At 44.7% G+C, this 18,147-nt stretch carries 18 protein-coding genes; 8 read left to right on the forward strand and 10 right to left on the reverse strand.

Annotation, left to right across the window (positions count from 1 at the left end; all coding sequences use genetic code 11):
* Positions 1-48: 48 nt before the first annotated feature.
* A complete protein-coding gene (pstC, locus tag ACS8FD_RS05520; protein WP_439274831.1) occupies positions 49-999 on the reverse strand; it encodes a phosphate ABC transporter permease subunit PstC in 951 nt (316 codons plus the stop codon).
* A gap of 44 nt (positions 1,000-1,043) precedes the next feature.
* Positions 1,044-2,195 carry a phosphate ABC transporter substrate-binding protein PstS gene (gene pstS / locus ACS8FD_RS05525; RefSeq protein ID WP_439274832.1) on the reverse strand — a complete coding sequence of 384 codons (1,152 nt, stop codon included), beginning with the start codon at positions 2,193-2,195 and terminating at the stop codon, positions 1,044-1,046.
* Between the two features lie 421 nt (positions 2,196-2,616).
* Between pstS and phoB the strand changes: the two genes are divergently transcribed.
* Both phoB and phoR read left to right on the forward strand, forming a co-directional pair.
* Complete coding sequence (gene phoB / locus ACS8FD_RS05530; protein WP_439274833.1) at positions 2,617-3,315, forward strand: phosphate regulon transcriptional regulator PhoB; 699 nt, start codon at positions 2,617-2,619, stop codon at positions 3,313-3,315.
* A gap of 21 nt (positions 3,316-3,336) precedes the next feature.
* Complete coding sequence (gene phoR, locus ACS8FD_RS05535; RefSeq protein ID WP_439274834.1) at positions 3,337-4,449, forward strand: phosphate regulon sensor histidine kinase PhoR; 1,113 nt, start codon at positions 3,337-3,339, stop codon at positions 4,447-4,449.
* Positions 4,450-4,545: 96 nt separating this feature from the next.
* On the opposite strand, the gene maiA is transcribed toward phoR, so the two are convergent.
* Complete coding sequence (gene maiA, locus ACS8FD_RS05540) at positions 4,546-5,187, reverse strand: maleylacetoacetate isomerase (RefSeq protein ID WP_439274854.1); 642 nt, start codon at positions 5,185-5,187, stop codon at positions 4,546-4,548.
* Positions 5,188-5,297: 110 nt separating this feature from the next.
* Between maiA and ACS8FD_RS05545 the strand changes: the two genes are divergently transcribed.
* Positions 5,298-6,155, forward strand: coding sequence for an IclR family transcriptional regulator (locus tag ACS8FD_RS05545; RefSeq protein ID WP_439274835.1), 858 nt, complete (start codon positions 5,298-5,300; stop codon positions 6,153-6,155).
* Between the two features lie 74 nt (positions 6,156-6,229).
* Here the strand turns inward: ACS8FD_RS05545 and ACS8FD_RS05550 are convergent, their stop codons facing one another.
* From ACS8FD_RS05550 to ACS8FD_RS05565, 4 genes are all read right to left on the reverse strand, one after another.
* The gene (locus tag ACS8FD_RS05550) at positions 6,230-6,805 is read right to left on the reverse strand and encodes a VOC family protein (RefSeq protein ID WP_439274836.1); all 576 of its coding nucleotides are present in this window, start codon (positions 6,803-6,805) and stop codon (positions 6,230-6,232) included.
* Between the two features lie 155 nt (positions 6,806-6,960).
* The gene (fahA, locus tag ACS8FD_RS05555) at positions 6,961-8,250 is read right to left on the reverse strand and encodes a fumarylacetoacetase (RefSeq protein WP_439274837.1); all 1,290 of its coding nucleotides are present in this window, start codon (positions 8,248-8,250) and stop codon (positions 6,961-6,963) included.
* A gap of 247 nt (positions 8,251-8,497) precedes the next feature.
* Positions 8,498-9,694 carry an amino acid aminotransferase gene (locus tag ACS8FD_RS05560; RefSeq protein WP_439274838.1) on the reverse strand — a complete coding sequence of 399 codons (1,197 nt, stop codon included), beginning with the start codon at positions 9,692-9,694 and terminating at the stop codon, positions 8,498-8,500.
* A gap of 186 nt (positions 9,695-9,880) precedes the next feature.
* Entirely contained in the window at positions 9,881-10,813 is a 933-nt protein-coding gene (locus tag ACS8FD_RS05565; RefSeq protein WP_439274839.1) for a LysR family transcriptional regulator, read from the reverse strand.
* A 163-nt stretch (positions 10,814-10,976) separates the two neighbouring features.
* On the opposite strand from ACS8FD_RS05565, the gene hppD reads away from it, so the two are divergent.
* From hppD to ACS8FD_RS05585, 4 genes are all read left to right on the forward strand, one after another.
* Positions 10,977-12,101, forward strand: a complete 1,125-nt coding sequence (gene hppD, locus ACS8FD_RS05570) for a 4-hydroxyphenylpyruvate dioxygenase (RefSeq protein ID WP_439274841.1) — start codon at positions 10,977-10,979, stop codon at positions 12,099-12,101.
* A gap of 129 nt (positions 12,102-12,230) precedes the next feature.
* A complete protein-coding gene (gene phhA, locus ACS8FD_RS05575) occupies positions 12,231-13,133 on the forward strand; it encodes a phenylalanine 4-monooxygenase (RefSeq protein ID WP_439274843.1) in 903 nt (300 codons plus the stop codon).
* A 125-nt stretch (positions 13,134-13,258) separates the two neighbouring features.
* Positions 13,259-13,600, forward strand: a complete 342-nt coding sequence (locus ACS8FD_RS05580; RefSeq protein ID WP_439274844.1) for a 4a-hydroxytetrahydrobiopterin dehydratase — start codon at positions 13,259-13,261, stop codon at positions 13,598-13,600.
* 168 nt (positions 13,601-13,768) lie between these two features.
* Positions 13,769-15,193 (forward strand): Na+/H+ antiporter NhaC family protein, encoded by a 1,425-nt coding sequence (locus tag ACS8FD_RS05585; protein ID WP_439274845.1) that lies wholly within the window; start codon positions 13,769-13,771, stop codon positions 15,191-15,193.
* 385 nt (positions 15,194-15,578) lie between these two features.
* Here ACS8FD_RS05585 and ACS8FD_RS05590 read toward each other — a convergent pair whose 3' ends face one another.
* Positions 15,579-16,118: a peroxiredoxin-like family protein gene (locus ACS8FD_RS05590; protein ID WP_439274846.1), complete on the reverse strand. Its 540-nt coding sequence runs from the start codon at positions 16,116-16,118 to the stop codon at positions 15,579-15,581.
* 132 nt (positions 16,119-16,250) lie between these two features.
* Positions 16,251-16,943 carry a haloacid dehalogenase type II gene (locus ACS8FD_RS05595; RefSeq protein ID WP_439274847.1) on the reverse strand — a complete coding sequence of 231 codons (693 nt, stop codon included), beginning with the start codon at positions 16,941-16,943 and terminating at the stop codon, positions 16,251-16,253.
* A gap of 209 nt (positions 16,944-17,152) precedes the next feature.
* On the opposite strand from ACS8FD_RS05595, the gene ACS8FD_RS05600 reads away from it, so the two are divergent.
* Positions 17,153-17,761: a TetR/AcrR family transcriptional regulator gene (locus tag ACS8FD_RS05600; protein ID WP_439244295.1), complete on the forward strand. Its 609-nt coding sequence runs from the start codon at positions 17,153-17,155 to the stop codon at positions 17,759-17,761.
* Between the two features lie 42 nt (positions 17,762-17,803).
* Here the strand turns inward: ACS8FD_RS05600 and ACS8FD_RS05605 are convergent.
* Positions 17,804-18,147: RNA-guided endonuclease InsQ/TnpB family protein (locus tag ACS8FD_RS05605; protein ID WP_439274848.1), on the reverse strand; the 344-nt coding region annotated here is incomplete at its 5' end.

The following is an 18,147-nucleotide window of genomic DNA, read 5'->3' on the forward strand; positions in this document are numbered from 1 at the left end:
TCAAATAATGGCTGCTGTATCTTTGTTATATTGAAATTATTAGCGGTATCAATTGCCTGCCTTTTGGTCAATACGCATCAGCATGAGCTTAGATATTGATAAAACGATAAAGGTAATCACAAACAGTATTAATCCTAAATGCAGTAGTGACGCTAAGTGCAGCTCACTGGACGCTTCAGCAAACTCATTGGCTAGCGCTGAAGTAATGGTCACTCCAGAGGTAAATAGACTGGGGCTGATATTAAAGGCATTACCAATCAAGAAAGTAACAGCCATCGTCTCGCCAAGCGCCCGACCAAGTCCCAAAATCACGCCACCAACCACACCTGTTTTGGTATAAGGCAAGATAATTTTGAACATTACCTCCCAAGTGGTGGCACCCATGCCGTACGCCGATTCTTTTAGCAGGTCGGGTACCACAGAAAAAACATCGCGCATAGTAGCGGCGATAAAGGGAATAATCATAATTGCCAGTATCAACGAGGCGGTAAACAGTCCAAGTCCCATCGGCGCACCGGTAAAAACTTTACCAATAATAGGTAGGGGGCCAATATTTTGAATAAACCAAGGCTGAATGTGATCACTAAAAAACGGCGCAAAAACAAACAACCCCCACATACCGTAGATAATGGAGGGAATGCCGGCGAGTAGCTCGATGGCAATACCCAATGGCTTTTTCAAAAAATTGGGGCAAAGTTCCGTTAAAAAGATGGCAATCCCAAAGCTGACTGGCACGGCAATACAGAGGGCGATAAGCGAAGTGACTACCGTTCCGTAAATGGGGGCAAGCGCACCGTATTGATCGTTAACCGTATCCCAATTGTTGCTGGTGTAAAATCCCAAGCCAAACTCAGTGATACTTGGCCACGCACCGATTATCAATGACAGCAGGATGCCGCCAAGCGACAACAGCACCAAAATTGCAAATGCTTTGGTGGCGTTGACAAATACTGCGTCAAAGCGTTTTTGTTTTGTCAGTTGCGATTTTAGGTCTGCCATAAAAGCCTCAATAATCTAATAAGCCTGCTTGATGAGGGGTAGTATTAATTGCTTTGAGTGGAGGTGTAGACAGGCTTACCTTCGCTGTCTACCACCTCGTTCCATTTCGCTTTAAATAAGGCCACGGCCGTATCTGAAAAAGGCACGTAATCGAGGCGCATCGCATCATCATCGCCTTGAGCATAAGCCCAGTCAAAAAAGTTAAGGACACCTGCCACTTGTGCGGCATCTTGCGGCTGTTTGTGAACTAAGATAAAGGTAGCAGCAGCGATAGGCCATGCTTGTTCGGTCTCAGAGTTGGTGATGACTTTATAAAAGCCTTCTTGCTTTGACCAATCGATGTCGCCAGCGGCGGCGAATGTCTGCGCAGACGGCTGTACAACGTTGCCAGCGGCATTTTTCAGGGCAACGTGTGACATGCCATTTTGCTTCGCATAGGCGTATTCAACGTAGCCGATGGAGTTATTCATACGCGTTACATAGCTTGAGACGCCTTCGTTGCCTTTACCGCCTGCACCGGTGGCTGAGGTGGGCCATTTCACTGTTTTATCGACGCCAACGCTGTCTTTCCAGTCGTTTGAAACTTTGGCTAGATAATCGGTAAAGTTAAATGTCGTACCCGAACCGTCTGAACGGAACACTGTCGTAATAGCTGCGTCAGGAAGGCTTAAATCGGGATTCATGGCTGCAATGGCAGGGTCATTCCAGTTGTTAATTTTGCCAAGATAGATGTCAGCGAGCATTTTTCCATCGAGTTTTAACTCACCTGGCTCAATGCCATCGATATTGACGACAGGAACCACGCCGCCGATAACGGTCGGAAATTGAATCAGACCCGCTTCGTTTAACTCGCTTGGCGTCATCGGCGCATCGGATGCGCCAAAATCAACGGTTTTTGCGACGATTTGTTTGATACCACCCGATGAACCAATCGATTGATAGTTCACTTGACCGCCTGTTGCTTTATGATAGGCATCTGACCACTTAGCATAGATAGGCTGCGGAAAAGAAGCACCCGCACCGGTGATATTCATCGACACGTTTTCAGCTGATTTAGTATTAGAATTGTCGGTAGCAGTGGTGGTTGATTGCGCCGAAGGAGTTGGCTCATTGCTTTCATTGTTATCGGGAGTTTGGTTACAAGCAGCTAAGGTCAAGGTACTTGCGACTGCTAAAGCTATGAATGAATAACGCATTATTTCTCCTAAAAGATAATCAGATTTAAGTATTGGGCGTTTACAAATAATAAGATTGATTTCGGTTTTTTATAAATGGTGCTTTATTTATACTGCTTTACTAAAAATATTTTGCTACAAAGACGCTTGGTGGTCGATGAATCCATTGTGCCGAGCAAATATGACAATTTGATGAAATAAGATGTTTTTTTGGAAAAGTCATTTAATTAAAATAGAGGTGTGATAAAGGGCAGAGCTACGGCTAATAGCGGCTGTTATCTAGAGCAAAAGTCGTTATGATGTGAGATGGGTTTTTTGTCAGCAACGGTTTGAGGGTAAATGTCATCAAACTGTCATAATTAGGCGGTTTAATGGCCAGATAGTTATTGTTTTAATTATTTCTACGTTTTTTAACTTTGTCTTTCAATAATGAGGCGATGGCATGCGCAATGAGCAGATTTTGATTGTCGAAGATGAACCTGCAATTCGTGAGATGGTGGTGATGACGCTAGAGATGGCGGGCTTTGAGAGTTTACAAGCGACTGATATTGCAGAGGCGCATCAACAAGTTGTGGATCACAGACCGGCGCTTATTTTGCTAGATTGGATGTTACCGGGTGATAAGAGCGGTATTGATTTTTGCCGCATGCTCAAAAGCAATGAGCTGTTGGCTGAGATACCCGTGATTATGCTGACCGCCAAAAGTGAAGAGGATAGTAAGGTTCATGGACTTGATGCGGGCGCTGATGACTATATGACCAAACCTTTCTCTACGCGTGAATTAATCTCAAGAATCAAAGCCGTGTTACGTCGTAGTCGTGCGCTTAGTGGCGATAAGCCAATTGAAATCGGCAAGCTGAGTCTCGATCCTAAAAGCCAACGGGTGAGTGCAAACGATACACTTATCGAGCTTGGTCCAACAGAGTATCGACTGCTGGCATTTTTTATGAGTCATCCGGAGCGTGCTTATACGCGCACCCAACTGCTCGATCAGGTGTGGGGCGGCAATGTCTATATCGAGGATCGCACGATTGATGTGCACATTCGGCGTTTACGCAAATTACTCCAGCCTCATGATTGTAGTACCTTGATTCAAACGGTTCGCGGTACCGGTTATCGTTTTTCTAGTTTGGCTCAATAAAGATAAGGGATATGTATCATAATGCTTAGAGAAAACGCAACACAGGATAACGCACCAAAGAATAACGAACAGCAAGAAAACCAAAATCAGCTCGCCCTGCAAAATTCCACCGATCAGCTTAAAAAAATCAGAAGTGCCTTACGTGCCCTGCGAGATGCGGTCATCTTGTTAAATGACGATGATGGTTTGGAGTGGTGGAATCAGGTCGCCGAAGATTTATTATTATTACAGTCAGCGGATCATGGCAAAAGTATCTTTGATTTTATCGATGTTCCTGAGTTTCGCCAGTATTATCAGAGTACAGAGACATCTGATGATGGGGTGAATATAGCATCGTGGCGTGACCCTAACCGTCATCTCAAATGTGAACTCACGCCTTTTGGCGATGAGAAGCTGCTGATTATTTATGATGTGACCCGCTTACAACACCTAGAGCAAATGCGCCGCGACTTTGTGGCCAATGTTTCTCATGAGCTACGAACGCCGTTAACCGTGCTGATGGGATATTTGGAGAATTTTTCTGATCAGCCTGATATACCAGCGCAGTGGCGACGCGGTTTTGAGCTGATGACGCAGCAGACTGCGCGCATGAATAGAGTGGTCAACGATTTGTTGTTATTGTCTCGGATTGAGATCGAAGAGACTCATGAGCTGCATTATATCGATATGACTAAGCTGCTCACTCAGGTTTATGATGATGCGCAGGCGTATAATCAGGAGTATGACCATACGTTGCACTTGCAGATAGACACCTACGATGGCCTCTATGGTTCAGAGATGTATTTAAACAGTGCTTTGTCTAATTTAGTTATCAATGCCATTAAATATACACCAAAACAAGGTGATATCGTCATCAGTTGGTCCAAGACGTCAGGAGGTTGCCAGTTTGCGGTTGCTGATAATGGGATTGGTATTGCCCCAAACCATGTGGCCCGTCTGACCGAGCGCTTTTATCGAGTCGATAGCGGTCGTAGTCGAGCCACAGGTGGGACTGGATTGGGATTAGCGATTGTAAAGCATGTGCTTTATCAATATGATACTACTTTGCAAATTGAGTCGGTAGAAGGGCAGGGCTCAACCTTTAGTGCTATCTTCCCAGCGGCGCATGTACGGGTGGCTGCTAGTAACGAATAATAATACAGCCGATACAAGCGCCAATATGTTTTTGTCACGCCGTCTATATTTTGTCTATGTCTATATAGTCTCTATATTGTCACGCAACCTATATGGTTACTGAGGGGCATCAGGCTGCATCATAGGATCAGCGTTACCAAAGGCTTTTAGCGTACGACAATGCGTATCAATAGCAACAATATTAGGATAAGCACTCAAATCGACTTTGAAACGACGAGCCGAAGAAACCTGCGGAATCAGGTAACAGTCTGCCAAAGTAGGACTATCGCCATAGCAGAAATCCCCACGGGCCTTATCCGCAGCCAAGCGCTTCTCTAGTGCGGCAAAACCCTCGCTTATCCAGCGATTACACCACGCCATAACCTCTTCTTCATCTACTGATAGCTCGTTACGCAAATATTGTAATATGCGCCGATTATTGATCGGGTGCATATCACAGCCGATCATAGCACTGATGGCGCGTACCTGCATGCGCCCAGCGGCGTCTTTAGGCAGCAACGCAGGCGTAGGATAGACTTCTTCTAACCACTCCAAGATAGCAGGGCTTTGATACAAGAGTAAATCGTCGGTTTGCAGCACAGGCACTAACCCTTGTGGATTCAGCGCTTTAAACTCAGCCTCCAACTGCTTATCCTTCGCTAGATTGACCGACACATTATCATAATCCAAGCCTTTTAAGTTTAGCGCTATACGCGTGCGATACGCGGTACTACTACGAAAATAGCCATAAAGTGTCATCATTATAAAATCCTTTTATTATGTTATGTTGTATATAAGGCAGGTGATATGGTTATAATCAACTCTACCACCGCTACTTTCAAACTTTTAAAAATGCAATCGAGCCAAACATGCCAGCAGCTAAAAACCCTGTAGATAAGCCTATGAGCGCAAATAAAACTCAAAATGGCGTCCAGTCACTAGAAGTGGGGCTATCGATATTAGATGTGCTTATCGATTATAACGAGCCTATGATGCTAAAGGACATCGCGCAAGCGATACAGATGCATCCTGCTAAGTGCCATCGGTATTTGGTCAGTCTGATCCGCACAGACTACGCGCGTAAGCTCGATGATGGCCGCTATGGTCTTGGCGATAGAGTCAGTTCATTGGCAGCTCTAAGCACAATGGGACATACAGGGTTTAATTCGAATAATATCTTAGAGCGGCTCACCTATATTGCCAATGATATTCGAAAAACGACAAATTGCGCGGTACAAATCGCTAAATGGTTCAATGAAGGCCCTATTATCATTCAGTCTGTCGAACCTGACAGTCCTATCAGTATCATTACGCGCATCGGTTCACGCATGCCGCTGACTACATCGGCTACAGGTCAACTGTTTGCCAGTTATCAGCCTAATGCTGTCATTAGACCACTAGTGGACGCTGAATGGCAAACCAATGATACTGCGCTAATAGCAGAAAAATGGCAGCACTTTGAGCAGCTGCAAGCCCAAATTCGAAAGCAAGGTTATGCCACAGTGACGGGCGATATGCTGATGGGTATCAATGCTATTACTATTCCCGTTATCTTAGCGCCGCATGAATCTACTGAAGCCTCTATCAAAGGCCACTCAACGATTGAAAAACCACCGTTAGAGTATGCGATTACCGTTATCGGCACTACAGAGCAGCTACCGATGAGCGCCAAGCATAACGTGGTTGAGCAGATCATGGCCATCGCACAGCGCTATCAAATTGCGTAGCGACTGCTCTATCTTATGAACAATGAAGCTTTATAAACAGCTACTGACTTATCTAAGCGAGTATCAGTACAGCCTTATTCACCGGCAGGCGCGACCTCTCTTGCTTCTGCCAATTCCTCAGCGTGTAAGAACTGTGTATGGGCGGGAGCACGCTTGGTACGTGACCACTCATCAAGCATGTCTTGTTTAATCTCTTCGGTAATCATAGAGACTTTGTCTTCTGAGGTCGGGTCATCATAAGTCAGCTCTAGACGATGACCATTAGGATCAAAGAAATAAATAGAATGGAAAATGCCGTGGTTGGTCACGCCTATAACATCAACTCCGCCATCCTCTAATTGCTTCTTGGCCGCTATCAAAGTATCACGGTCTTTCACTTTCAGCGCCAAATGTTGAACCCAGTTTGGCGTATTAGGGTCAAAGCCCATCTCAGGCTGATTAGGTACTTCAAAAAATGCTAGTACGTTGCCATTACCCGCATCCAAAAACACATGCATGTAAGGGTCAAAGGCTTTCGTTGAGGGCACATGATCTTCGGCAAAGGCTAAAATAAAATTCATGTTTAAGTGCTTTTGGTACCATTCGACGGTTTCTTTAGCATCTTTGCAGCGATAGGCCACGTGATGAATCTTTTCAATTTGAAAACTCATATCAAACTCCTTTTGATAAGGTGATGCAATGTATACCTATCAATGAGCTATCAATAGTTATGAATATAAATCAATGACTATTGATAGCTTAATTGTATTGTTTGCACACCTTTTTATAGGTAAGCGTTGCTTATATAAAGCTCAACAGATAAGCATTATTTATCAAAATTAAAATTCAGCGCAGGCAGTACTTTGCCGCGTACTTCACCAAAGCCCACGCGAATGCCGTCTTTTTCGCTATAACCTTTCATAATGACGGTGTCACCATCTTCGATAAAGCTACGTGTCTCACCGCCTTTTAGGCTGACAGGTTTGGTCGCATTCCATGCAATCTCAAGCATTGAGCCATAAGAGTCAGGCGTAGGCCCCGAAATCGTCCCTGAACCCATCATATCGCCGACTTCTACTTTACAGCCTGTGATGGTGTGATGAGTCAGTTGCTGCGCCATCGACCAGTACATGTATTTAAAGTTGGTCTCACAAACAACCGTTGTCTCATCGCTATTTTCAGGCATCAGCTCTACTGATAGATTGATGTCATAACTGTTATTGGTCTCTTTTTCGTTGAGATACGCTAGCGGCTTTGGCTCTTGGGTAGGGCATGGCGTCTTAAAAGGGGCTAGAGCATCCATGGTTACAATCCAAGGCGACACCTCAGAGGCAAATGTTTTGGCGTTAAATGGTCCAAGCGGTACGTATTCCCATTTTTGAATATCACGGGCTGACCAATCATTTAGCAGCACCATCCCAAAGATATGTTCGATAGCATCATCGACCGCAATCGGCTGACCGATATTATTGCCACGACCGACCACAAAAGCGGTCTCAAGCTCAAAATCCAAGCGCTTACAAGGTGAGAAGATAGGGCGCTCATCAGCGTTGGGCTTTAGCTGACCTGATGGACGTACGACATCATCACCACTGACAATGACAGTGCTGGCGCGGCCGTTATAACCGACCGGCATTTCTGTCCAGTTTGGCAGTAGGGCGTTGCTTGGGTCACGGAACATGGTGCCTACGTTGGTAGCATGCTTTTTAGAAGAATAAAAATCGGTAAAGCCCGGCACTTGTACCGGCAGATGCATAGTGACGTCTGCTTGCTTAAACAAGGCCTTGTCTATTAAGTCTTGGTTATCACTCAAATCTTTGTTATCAGTAGACAGTAGCGTTTGGATGGTCTTGCGTGCTGTCGTCCAATTATCACGACCAGAGTCGATAAAGGCATTGAGCGTTGGCTGGTCAAAATACGGACCGCCCTCTAAGCTGAGTAAGCCCTCTGACTCAAGGATGGACAAGTCTAATACCTGCTCGCCAATCGCTACGCCTGCGCGGCGTTGTTCATTAGCTGTTTCACTAAAAATACCATAAGGTAAATTATGGATTGAAAAATCAGAATCTTTAGCGATATCGATAAAAGAGGTGAGGTTTTTGTCAACCGTTGACATAAAGTGCTCCTTGCTAAATATGAATTGAATGTTTTTTAAATTACGATATAGGTAATTTCTTACGTATAATGTAATTTATCAAATTGCAGATTGCAAGCCTTTTTATAAATGCTATACATAAAACAGGTTCAAAAGCAGCTATAAAAGGAGGGCACAAAAAAAGGCTGAGACTGGCTCAACCTTTTTAATTTATCTATATTTTGCTAAAGCTTATGGTTATTGGCTTAGTTGTTGTTTAGTACTTTGCTTAGTCCTTTAGCACATCCGCCATAGCATTGGCGACGTAATCGATATTACTAGTGTTAAGGCCAGCGACACACATACGTGAGTTGGCTATCATATAAATACTGTACTCGCTCTTTAGGCGCTCGACCTGCTCAGGGGTCAGACCAGTAAAGCTGAACATACCGTTTTGACGGGTGATGTAGTCAAAGTTGCGCTGCGGAATTTTGGCTTCTAACACTGATTTGAGCTTGAGGCGCATGGCTTTGATACGGTCACGCATCGCATAGACTTCACCGATCCATTGCTCGTGCAGCGCTGCATCGTTCATAACGATATCGACCACATGACCACCATGTGACGGTGGGCTTGAGTAGATACGGCGTACCATAGAGTTTAGCTGACCGAAGACACGCTCAGCTTCATCTGCTGTTGGGCAAACCACGGATAGGCCACCGACACGCTCGCCATATAGCGATAAGTTTTTGGAGAATGAGTTACTGACAAATAACGGCAGACCCATATCCACAGCTTTACGAATAGCATAAGCATCGCTGTCCATATCTTCGCCAAAGCCTTGATAAGCGATATCCATAAATGGAATCAGCTCACGTGCTTGAACGACATTTAAGACCGTATCCCATTGCTCACGGGTCAAATCTAGCCCCGTTGGGTTGTGGCAGCACGGATGAAGCAAGATCACATCGTCTTTATTTAACGTTTCAAAAAATGCAATCATCTCATCGAATTTGATGCCACCAGTTGCGGTATCGTAGTACGGATATTTACCGACTTCTACATCAGAGCCTTCAAAGATAGCGATATGGTTGCCCCACGTCGGATCACTCACGTAGCATTTAGATTGCGGGAACCACTGATTGATAAACTCGGCCCCAACTTTTAGCGCGCCTGAGCCGCCGATAGTGGCAATAGTGGCAACCAAGCCATCTTTTAGGACCTGAGCATCTTTACCGAACAGCAGATCTTGACAGCCTTTACGATGCCCCGGCAAGCCTGCCATAGGTAAGTACGGACGCGCAGAAATCGAGTCAGCGATACGCTTTTCTGCCGTTTTTACGCAGTCAAGTACTGGCATGACGCCATTTTCATCATAATAGATACCAATACCTAAATTAACTTTATTAGGATTTTCATCTGCCAAAAACTTTTCTACCAACCCTAAGATTGGGTCGCCAGCATAATAATCGATACGTTCAAACATGTTGCTTCCTTGTGTTCTTTATACAGCAAAATATAAATCGAGCCGGCAAAAATCATAGAGCAAATTGACCATGAACTCAATATGAGATTTCATTACCTTAAAAAATTAACGAGACGCTTGGCTAAAACTATCTTTGTTTAATCTGTTTTTAGTACGGCTGAGCATGGTATATCATTAAATTAATCACTACGAACTGTGCTGCAAGTCGTCAAAGTGATCAGAAAAATAACGCTGCAAAAACTCCTTAAAAGCGATAGTTGCAGGCGATAAGGCACGTGACGAGCGCTGATAAATAAAGAATTGTCGCATCTTGCTCGGCTGTGCCAATGGCCGCATCTGTAAACCATTAGCGCTGACCCAATTAATGACCTCAGGCATGTAGGGCAGACATAAGGTAATGCCAAAGCCTTGACGGGTCATCTCAAGCGCGGTGGACATAAAGTTGACTTTATAGCGTGCCTGCTGCACATGGCTTGCTACATCGTCAGCGAGCTCAGCGGTAACTTGCTCCAAAAAAGGCCCTTGTAGGGTAATAAGCGGACTAAGTAATAGATCCTGCCAAGTGATGTCCGCTTTTTTTGCTAAGGGATGATCGTCTGGCATGACCACACAAAATGGTAGCTGATATAACAAATCGGCTTTGATGTCATCCTCATTGTCTATAAATTTAAGCTCAGTACCTACCCCTAAGTCCACTTCAATACCTTGAATATGTTTGAGTAGGTTTTCAGCTGAGCAATCCAATAGCGACACGCTAATGTCAGGATAGTGTTTGGAAAATTGCGCTATCACCGCTGGCATAGAGGAGGCTGCAAACTGCGACACTGCTAGGCGTACGTTACCTTGCGCCAAACTTGTCAAGCTGCTGGCCTCGTTCTCAAACAGTTGCATCTCATTCAAGATACGCCGCGCTTGTGGCAGCAAGTGATGGCCCACGACTGACAGAGACAGCTGGCGCGTGGTGCGATCGAATAATACCACACCGAGGCTCAATTCTAATTCTTTGATCAAGCCACTGACCGCAGATTGAGTCAAATACATCTGGTCGCTGGCACGGGTAAAGCTGCCGTTATCAGCGACTTTGATAAAGGCATTTAGTTGGCGAATGCTAATATTCATAAGTAAACCTGATAAATAAATCATAAAAAACAATTAGTCTTATAAATAAAGCTACTCTACTATAAATACATCGTCAATAAGCAGTACTGATGAAACTATCTTTTTATATTATTTTTGCTAATTTTAGCTTAATAACCACCGATTGAAATTAAGGATGATTGCAATGGCAGATTTATTTGACAACCCAATGGGCTTAAACGGATTTGATTTTGTTGAATTCGCCTCACCGCAGCCTGATGCCGTTGAAGCCTTGTTCAAACAGCTAGGCTTTACGCATATTGCCAACCACCGCTCAAAAGACGTGGCCCTTTATCGCCAAGGTGATATCAATCTCATCTTAAACCGCGAGCCAAAGAGTCAAGCCAGCTATTTCGTTGAAGAGCATGGCGCTGGTGCTTGCAGCATGGGCTTTCGTGTAAAAGATGCCAAACAAGCTTATGAGCGTGCAATCGAAATGGGCGCGCAGCCAGTTGACGTCCCAACTGGCGTCATGGAGCTAAGGCTTCCTGCTATCAAAGGTATTGGCGGTTCATTGATTTATCTTATCGACCGCTATAAAGATGGCGAGTCTATCTATGATGTCGATTTTGAGTTTTTCGATAATGTTGACAGACGCCCTGTCGGTCATGGTTTTAAAGTTATCGATCATTTAACCCATAACGTTTACCGCGGCCGTATGGCTTATTGGGCAAACTTTTATGAGCGTATCTTTAACTTCCGCGAAATCCGTTATTTCGATATCAAAGGCGAATACACAGGCCTGACCAGTAAAGCGATGACCGCACCGGATGGCAAAATCCGTATTCCACTAAATGAAGAGTCAAAGCAGGGCGGCGGTCAAATTGAAGAGTATTTGATGCATTTCAATGGTGAGGGTATACAGCACATTGCTTTAGCCTGTGATGATCTGCTTGCCAGTATCGATAAGCTAAAAGACGCTGGTATCCCGCTTATGACTGCCCCTAATGATACCTATTATAAGATGTTAGATGAGCGTCTACCGGGTCATGGCGAAAATGTTTCTGAGCTACAAACGCGAGGTATCTTATTGGATGGTACGACGGAGAGTGGCTCGCCGCGTCTATTGCTCCAGATTTTCTCTGAAACTATCTTAGGCAGCCCTGTGTTCTTCGAGTTTATCCAGCGTAAGGGCGACTACGAAGAAGGTTTTGGCGAAGGTAACTTTAAAGCCTTGTTTGAATCCATTGAGCGCGATCAAGTTCGCCGTGGTGCGGTTGGTCATTCAGATGACCAGACAGAAAATCAGTCAGAAACTGAAACACCATAATAAAGGCGCTAAACGGGCAGGGCAAAAGGAGTCTGTTCTGTCCTTATTAAGCTGTCATCTAACTGATTAAAGTTCAATGACAGTGATTAAAAAAATATTTTTTGTGATAAGTATAAAAGGAGCATGGGCATGGAACGCCGATTATCTAGTACGATGCAGCAAACCGGTAGCGCCAATAGTGCGCCTACTGCTAGAGCGTCTACTCGCCATGATTCTACTCATAATGTCTCTACTCACAAACAGCCAGCGGATACAAAGCAGCCTTACGTATCGCGTCATCCAGATGAGCATGGGCATATTCATTATAGTGCTGATGAAAATATGATGTGGCACACGCTACTTGAACGGCAAGCCGCACAAATTCCCAATCGTGCTTGTTCAGCTTATCTAGAGGGTTTAGAAAAGCTGCAACTATCTACTACTCATATCCCTCAACTCTCTGCTATCGATGAAGTGCTACAAGCTACTACTGGCTGGCAGACCGCAGCAGTACCAGCGCTGATTAATTTTGGCAAGTTTTTTAAACTCTTGGCCAATAAGTCCTTTCCCGTAGCTACTTTTATCCGCCGCTTCGAGGACATGGATTATATCGAAGAGCCTGACATATTCCACGAAATTGTCGGACATTGCCCATTGCTGACCCATCCTGCGTTTGCCGCCTTTAATGAGACTTATGGCAAGCTAGGGCTTGATGCCAGTAAGGAGGAGCGCTGGTTTTTGGCGCGTCTTTATTGGTTCACTATAGAGTTTGGTCTGATGGGTGCCACCAAAGAGAGCCGCAGAATCTATGGGGGCGGCATTTTAAGCTCACCGTCTGAGACTATCTACGCATTGAGCGATGAACCCGAATGCCGAGCGTTTGATTTGATCGATGTGCTGCGTACCCCTTACCGTATTGACCAAATCCAGCCTATTTATTATGTCATTGATGATTTGGATACGTTATTTGATATCGTAAATAGCGATATTATGGGCGCGGTAAAAAAAGCCATGAGTATGGGTCTGTTTGCACCCGCTTATGCTGAGCAGTAGCTAGCTGATTATTCAGCTATAGGCTTTAATCCTAAAGATCAATAGCTATTAAATAAAGTAGGCTTAAAAACAATTAACCCTCAAAAAAATTATCAATAGAGAAAAATTAAAAAAAGGAGACTATTATGTCCGCATTATCCCAAGCCAGCTGTGAAGTCTGCCGTGTCGGCGCGCCAAAAGTTAGCGAGTCAGAAGCTCAAGAGCTGCTACAGCAAATTCCTGAGTGGTCATTGATTGATGTCGATGGTATTCAGCAATTAGAGCGTCAATATAAATTTAAAAACTTTGCACAGGCGATGGCGTTTGCCAATCAATTGGCTGAGGTTGCTGAAACTGAAGGCCATCATCCCGGTATGTTGGTTGAATGGGGTAAAGTGACGGTTACATGGTGGTCGCACAGTATCAAGGGTCTACACAAAAACGATTTTGTGATGGCGGCAAAGACTGATGCTTTGCTGGATGAGTAAGGCGCTAGTTTTGTTTTAGTAGTGATTTTTTTGGAAACGCTTTTTTTTGAAAATATTTACTGTTCTTTAATCCTTGTTATTTACTATTAGACTTTTAGCCGTTTGTTTTTAATCATTTAAGCCTCTATTTTAGAGCTTTAACAAAAACAGGCAACATAAGGATGTGTTATGCCGCCACAAGTACTTACCCAGCTATCCCCTAAATTAGCCTTTATCATTGCCAGCGCCGTCATCGCGATTATGGGTGTCACCATGATCGGCTTTGGCTGGGTGCCGCACCTGTCATTAATGCTTGCTATCGCGGTTTTGCTCGCCCTAGGTATGTTTAAAGGGTTAAGCTTTGAGAAAATGCAAGAGCAAATGTCATCGGGCGTCGTCAGTGGTATCGGCGCGATCTATTTATTATTTTTTATTGGTTTACTAGTCGCCGCGCTGATGATGTCAGGGGCCATTCCCACCATTATGTATTATGGTTTTGAGCTCATCTCGCCGCAGTATTATTATATCTCCGCTTTCGTCTTAACCTCGATTATTGGCATTGCCTTGGGCAGTAGTTTGACTACCGCTGCTACTATCGGTGTGGCATTTATTGGCATGAGTAATGCCTTTGATGCCAATGTCGCTATCGCTGCGGGGGCTATCGTCTCAGGTGCGTTCTTTGCCGATAAGATGTCGCCGTTATCTGATACTTGCACACTAGCATCTTCTGTAGTGGGTATCGATTTATTCGAGCACATACGCAATATGATGTATACCACAGTACCCGCGTGGCTTATTACCGCAGGGCTATTTTGGTTTTTCTCTGGACAAGCGGGTAGTGGTAATTTAGATCAAGTGACGCTATTGCAGTCGCAGCTGGTCGATAGCGGCTTAGTCCATGGTTATTCTGTTATACCATTTATCGTATTAGTCGTTTTAGCGCTTTGCCGAGTGAACGCCATTTATACTATCATTTACACCATTGCTAGCGCTTTAATTATTACCTATTTACATAGTACGCCGAGCATTGGGCAATTAGGTGGCTATATGTTCGGTGGCTATGCGCCTGCCGAAAACTTGGAGCTTGGCGAAGTAGGCGGTATGATTTCACGTGGCGGTATGCAGAGCATGTTCTTTACTCAAACCATTGTGATATTGGCATTGAGTTTAGGAGGCTTGCTGCGCGCTTTGGGTATCTTGCCTGCGTTATTATTAGGTATTAGAGATATGCTGACCAGTTCAGGTCGCGCCATTTTTGCCGCCGCTATGGCAGCTCTCAGCATCAACGTGCTCATCGGTGAGCAGTACCTCAGTATCCTGTTATCAGGCACTGCCTTTCGTCCGACGTTTGAGCGCTTGAACTTACATCCCAAAAACCTATCGCGTACCATTGAGGATGCGGGTACGGTCATCAATCCATTGGTGCCGTGGAGTGTGTGCGGGGTGTTTATCAGCCAAGCGCTAGAAGTACCTGTGCTTGATTATCTGCCCTATGCATTCTTCTGTTATTTATCGCTGCTGCTGACGATAATGTTTGGCTTTACTGGGTTTACGATTACCCGTAAAGATGGCAGTAATGTACGTAAGTACCAGCAAGCACAAGCCGCTAGCTAAGCAGTGGTATAAAAAGCCAGCGACATAGCAGAACAGCATTAATTATAAAGTGCAAAATAATCCCCGTAAGCTGATACTTATGGGGATTTTTAATAGATAGTAACAAGTGTTTAAGGCTAATAACTAGATACGTCACTCGCCACTTAGTATAAGTTATTGTAGAAAATCAAAATTAATCTGCGATAAGTAGAAGCATACCACTATATGAAATTGGCTATATTGCACCTCTGTAGCACACAGGGTCGCCTACTGACAAAAGGAAAAGTTAAGCGTGTCGCAGCAGCTGGTAATCGGCGCCGCAAAGATGGTGATGTGGTAATCCCAAGTCAGCGGTGTTCTCGACTTAGGATTAGCAAACACGATTAGCCCTTATGTATAATGACATTCAACCGTGTGTACCGCGGATAGGGTAGTCATTTTCTCGAATAAAAGATAAACCTTCAGCAAGCGCTTCAAGCTCAGGTCTTGCAAATGGAGCGTTCGAGAGGTCAATGATTTGAATCTCGCCTTTAGCATTAATAACGAATACGCCAGGCTCGGCAAAGGGATGATCGGTCTCTTTCTCTGAGCGTGGATCTGAGATGTACAGCCCAAGCTCATTCATCTGCTCAACGGTCAAGCCATAAGCTATCGGGAAACTGATATCTACTAACTCTTCTAAATGCTCCTGTAACTGCGGTTTACTATCGCCTGATATAGCAAGGATATCCACGCCTGCGTCAGCAAATGAGGATTTAATTTTTTCTAATTGATTGAGGTATTTGGTACAAATCGGGCAATGTTTACCGCGATAAACCACCACTAACTTCCAATCGTGACCGTTTTTTGGTGTGCCTAATGATGTTATCTCGCCATCAAGCATTTGTACCTGTATGTCAGGAAACTGACTACCGGCGCGAAGTTTTTTCGTGTTATCTGATTGCATGGTTTATCCTTATCCGTTTAAGTGTTTAATATCACCAGTCTCAATCGACTAGTTTGTTATATGTGCTTGTTCATTAATCATAATTGAGGTGAGTATAAGCCTTGGCTAATGTGGGATCAGTATGAAACTCTCCTACTGTTGATAGTCGATAATCTGATCGCTAAGCGTGACTAGATCTGAGGCCATAAAGTGCGGCGTTGGTACACTCGCAGCAGGCAGAACCGCGTTATAAGGCCGAGTCAGAAACGCGCCGTGGCCGCCCGCTGCTTGCGCGCCGATTGTGTCCCAAAGATGACAAGCGACAAGGCACAGCTCTGACATCTCAACAGATAGCTCGCTTGCAACCATCTGATACGTTTCAGGTGCAGGTTTAAATTTCTCGATGCTCTCAACGCTAAAAGAGCGCTCAAAAAATGTACTCAAACCCGCCTTCTCAAGCGGCGTCGGGGAGGCGCTACTCGCTGAATTGGTCAACGTCACTAGCCTGAATCCGGCATCACATAGTTTAGTTAATGCAGGCACGGCATCAGCGTGAGCAGGCATCTCACTCATGCGCTGTTTTAGCTCGTCGATATCATCATCTGTTAGCGAGACTTTATGAATATCGGCGGTCATCTGTAAGGCACCAACGCCAAGCTCACCAAAGGGCGCATAAAGTCTCGATAAGGTCATGGTTTGTGAATAAAGCACCAATTGGGCAAACCATTCTCTTAACATATTGTCATCATCGAATAGGCGAGTAAATAACGGGGTCAGCGTCTCGATATCGAGTAGGGTTTCATTAACGTCGAACACGATAATCGAGGGCGATGGAATAGGGGACATAGAAACTCCGTTTTCAGTCATGGCAGATATGGTAATCAAAGACTATACTAATAATAGCGACAACTACCATAGACATATGAGGTCGATAGCTGATCTTACTTTAACTGGACTTGAGCAATCATTCAAGATAAAATTGAGTAATCATTCAAATTGTGCTGCCGTGCTTATCTCATCATTTGAGGTCACCGCTCTTTAGATTGGACTATATTATGTCGCGAACTACTTTATATAATCGCCATGAAGCGTTAGAACGTGCTATCGCGCTGTTTTGGCAAAAGGGCTTTCACGCTACTTCCTTAAAAGATATTGAACACGCTCTCGACATGCGCCCGGGCAGTATTTATGCCGCTTTTGGTAACAAAGATGGCCTGTTCCAAGAAGCACTGGATTACTATGCGCAATCTTCACTCACTGAGCTTGAACGTATACTAGCCAATCATCAGTCGCCGCTGTTGGGACTGGCCGCTTTTATGCGTCAGCTTGGCGGTATTCGTGATAAAGATCTGCCCAGTCGCGCGTGTATGCTCGTCAAAAGCTTGCTTGAGCTTGGGGCACGTGAACAAGTGGCGCTAGAGAAGGTGGAAAAACTACTCGCTAGCATGGAGGCGCGCTTCACAGAATGTTTTGTAGAAGCGCAGCGCATAGGGGAGTTCGATAGTGATCTTGACGCAAATCGACTTGGGCGCCGAGTACAGGCTGAGGTGATGGGCTTGCGTGCTTTTGCTCAGCGTGATGTAGATAGTATAGCGGTGCATGCCTTGGCAGAAGATATGGCGACCTCCATAGAAAACTTGCGACATGATGCGCTTGCTAATTAAACTGCTTTATTAGCCCTTAATTATTTTGACTTCCTCCCCTCCCTAAACGGAGGGGATTCCTTCTACAAGACGGTCAAGCCCGACCGCAAGAATGTTTTTGGCCGCGTTAATATCGCGGTCATGAGTGACACCGCACTCGCATATCCATTCTCTTATTCCAAGATCTGCTCTACCTTTCGGACTGTTTTGGCGTGAGCCGCAACACGAACAAGTCTGGGTGGTGTAACTTTCATTAACTTCGATATAGTGACAACCTGCATACTTGCATTTATAGTCCAGTTGTCGCTTCATCTCAAACCATCCTGCGTCATAGACAGACTTAGCTAGTTTGCTTGAAGTAAATGAGCTTGATTGAAGTTTACCGACCACTATCAAGGCGTTGTCCT

The organism is Psychrobacter sp. 1U2, from assembly GCF_051847575.1.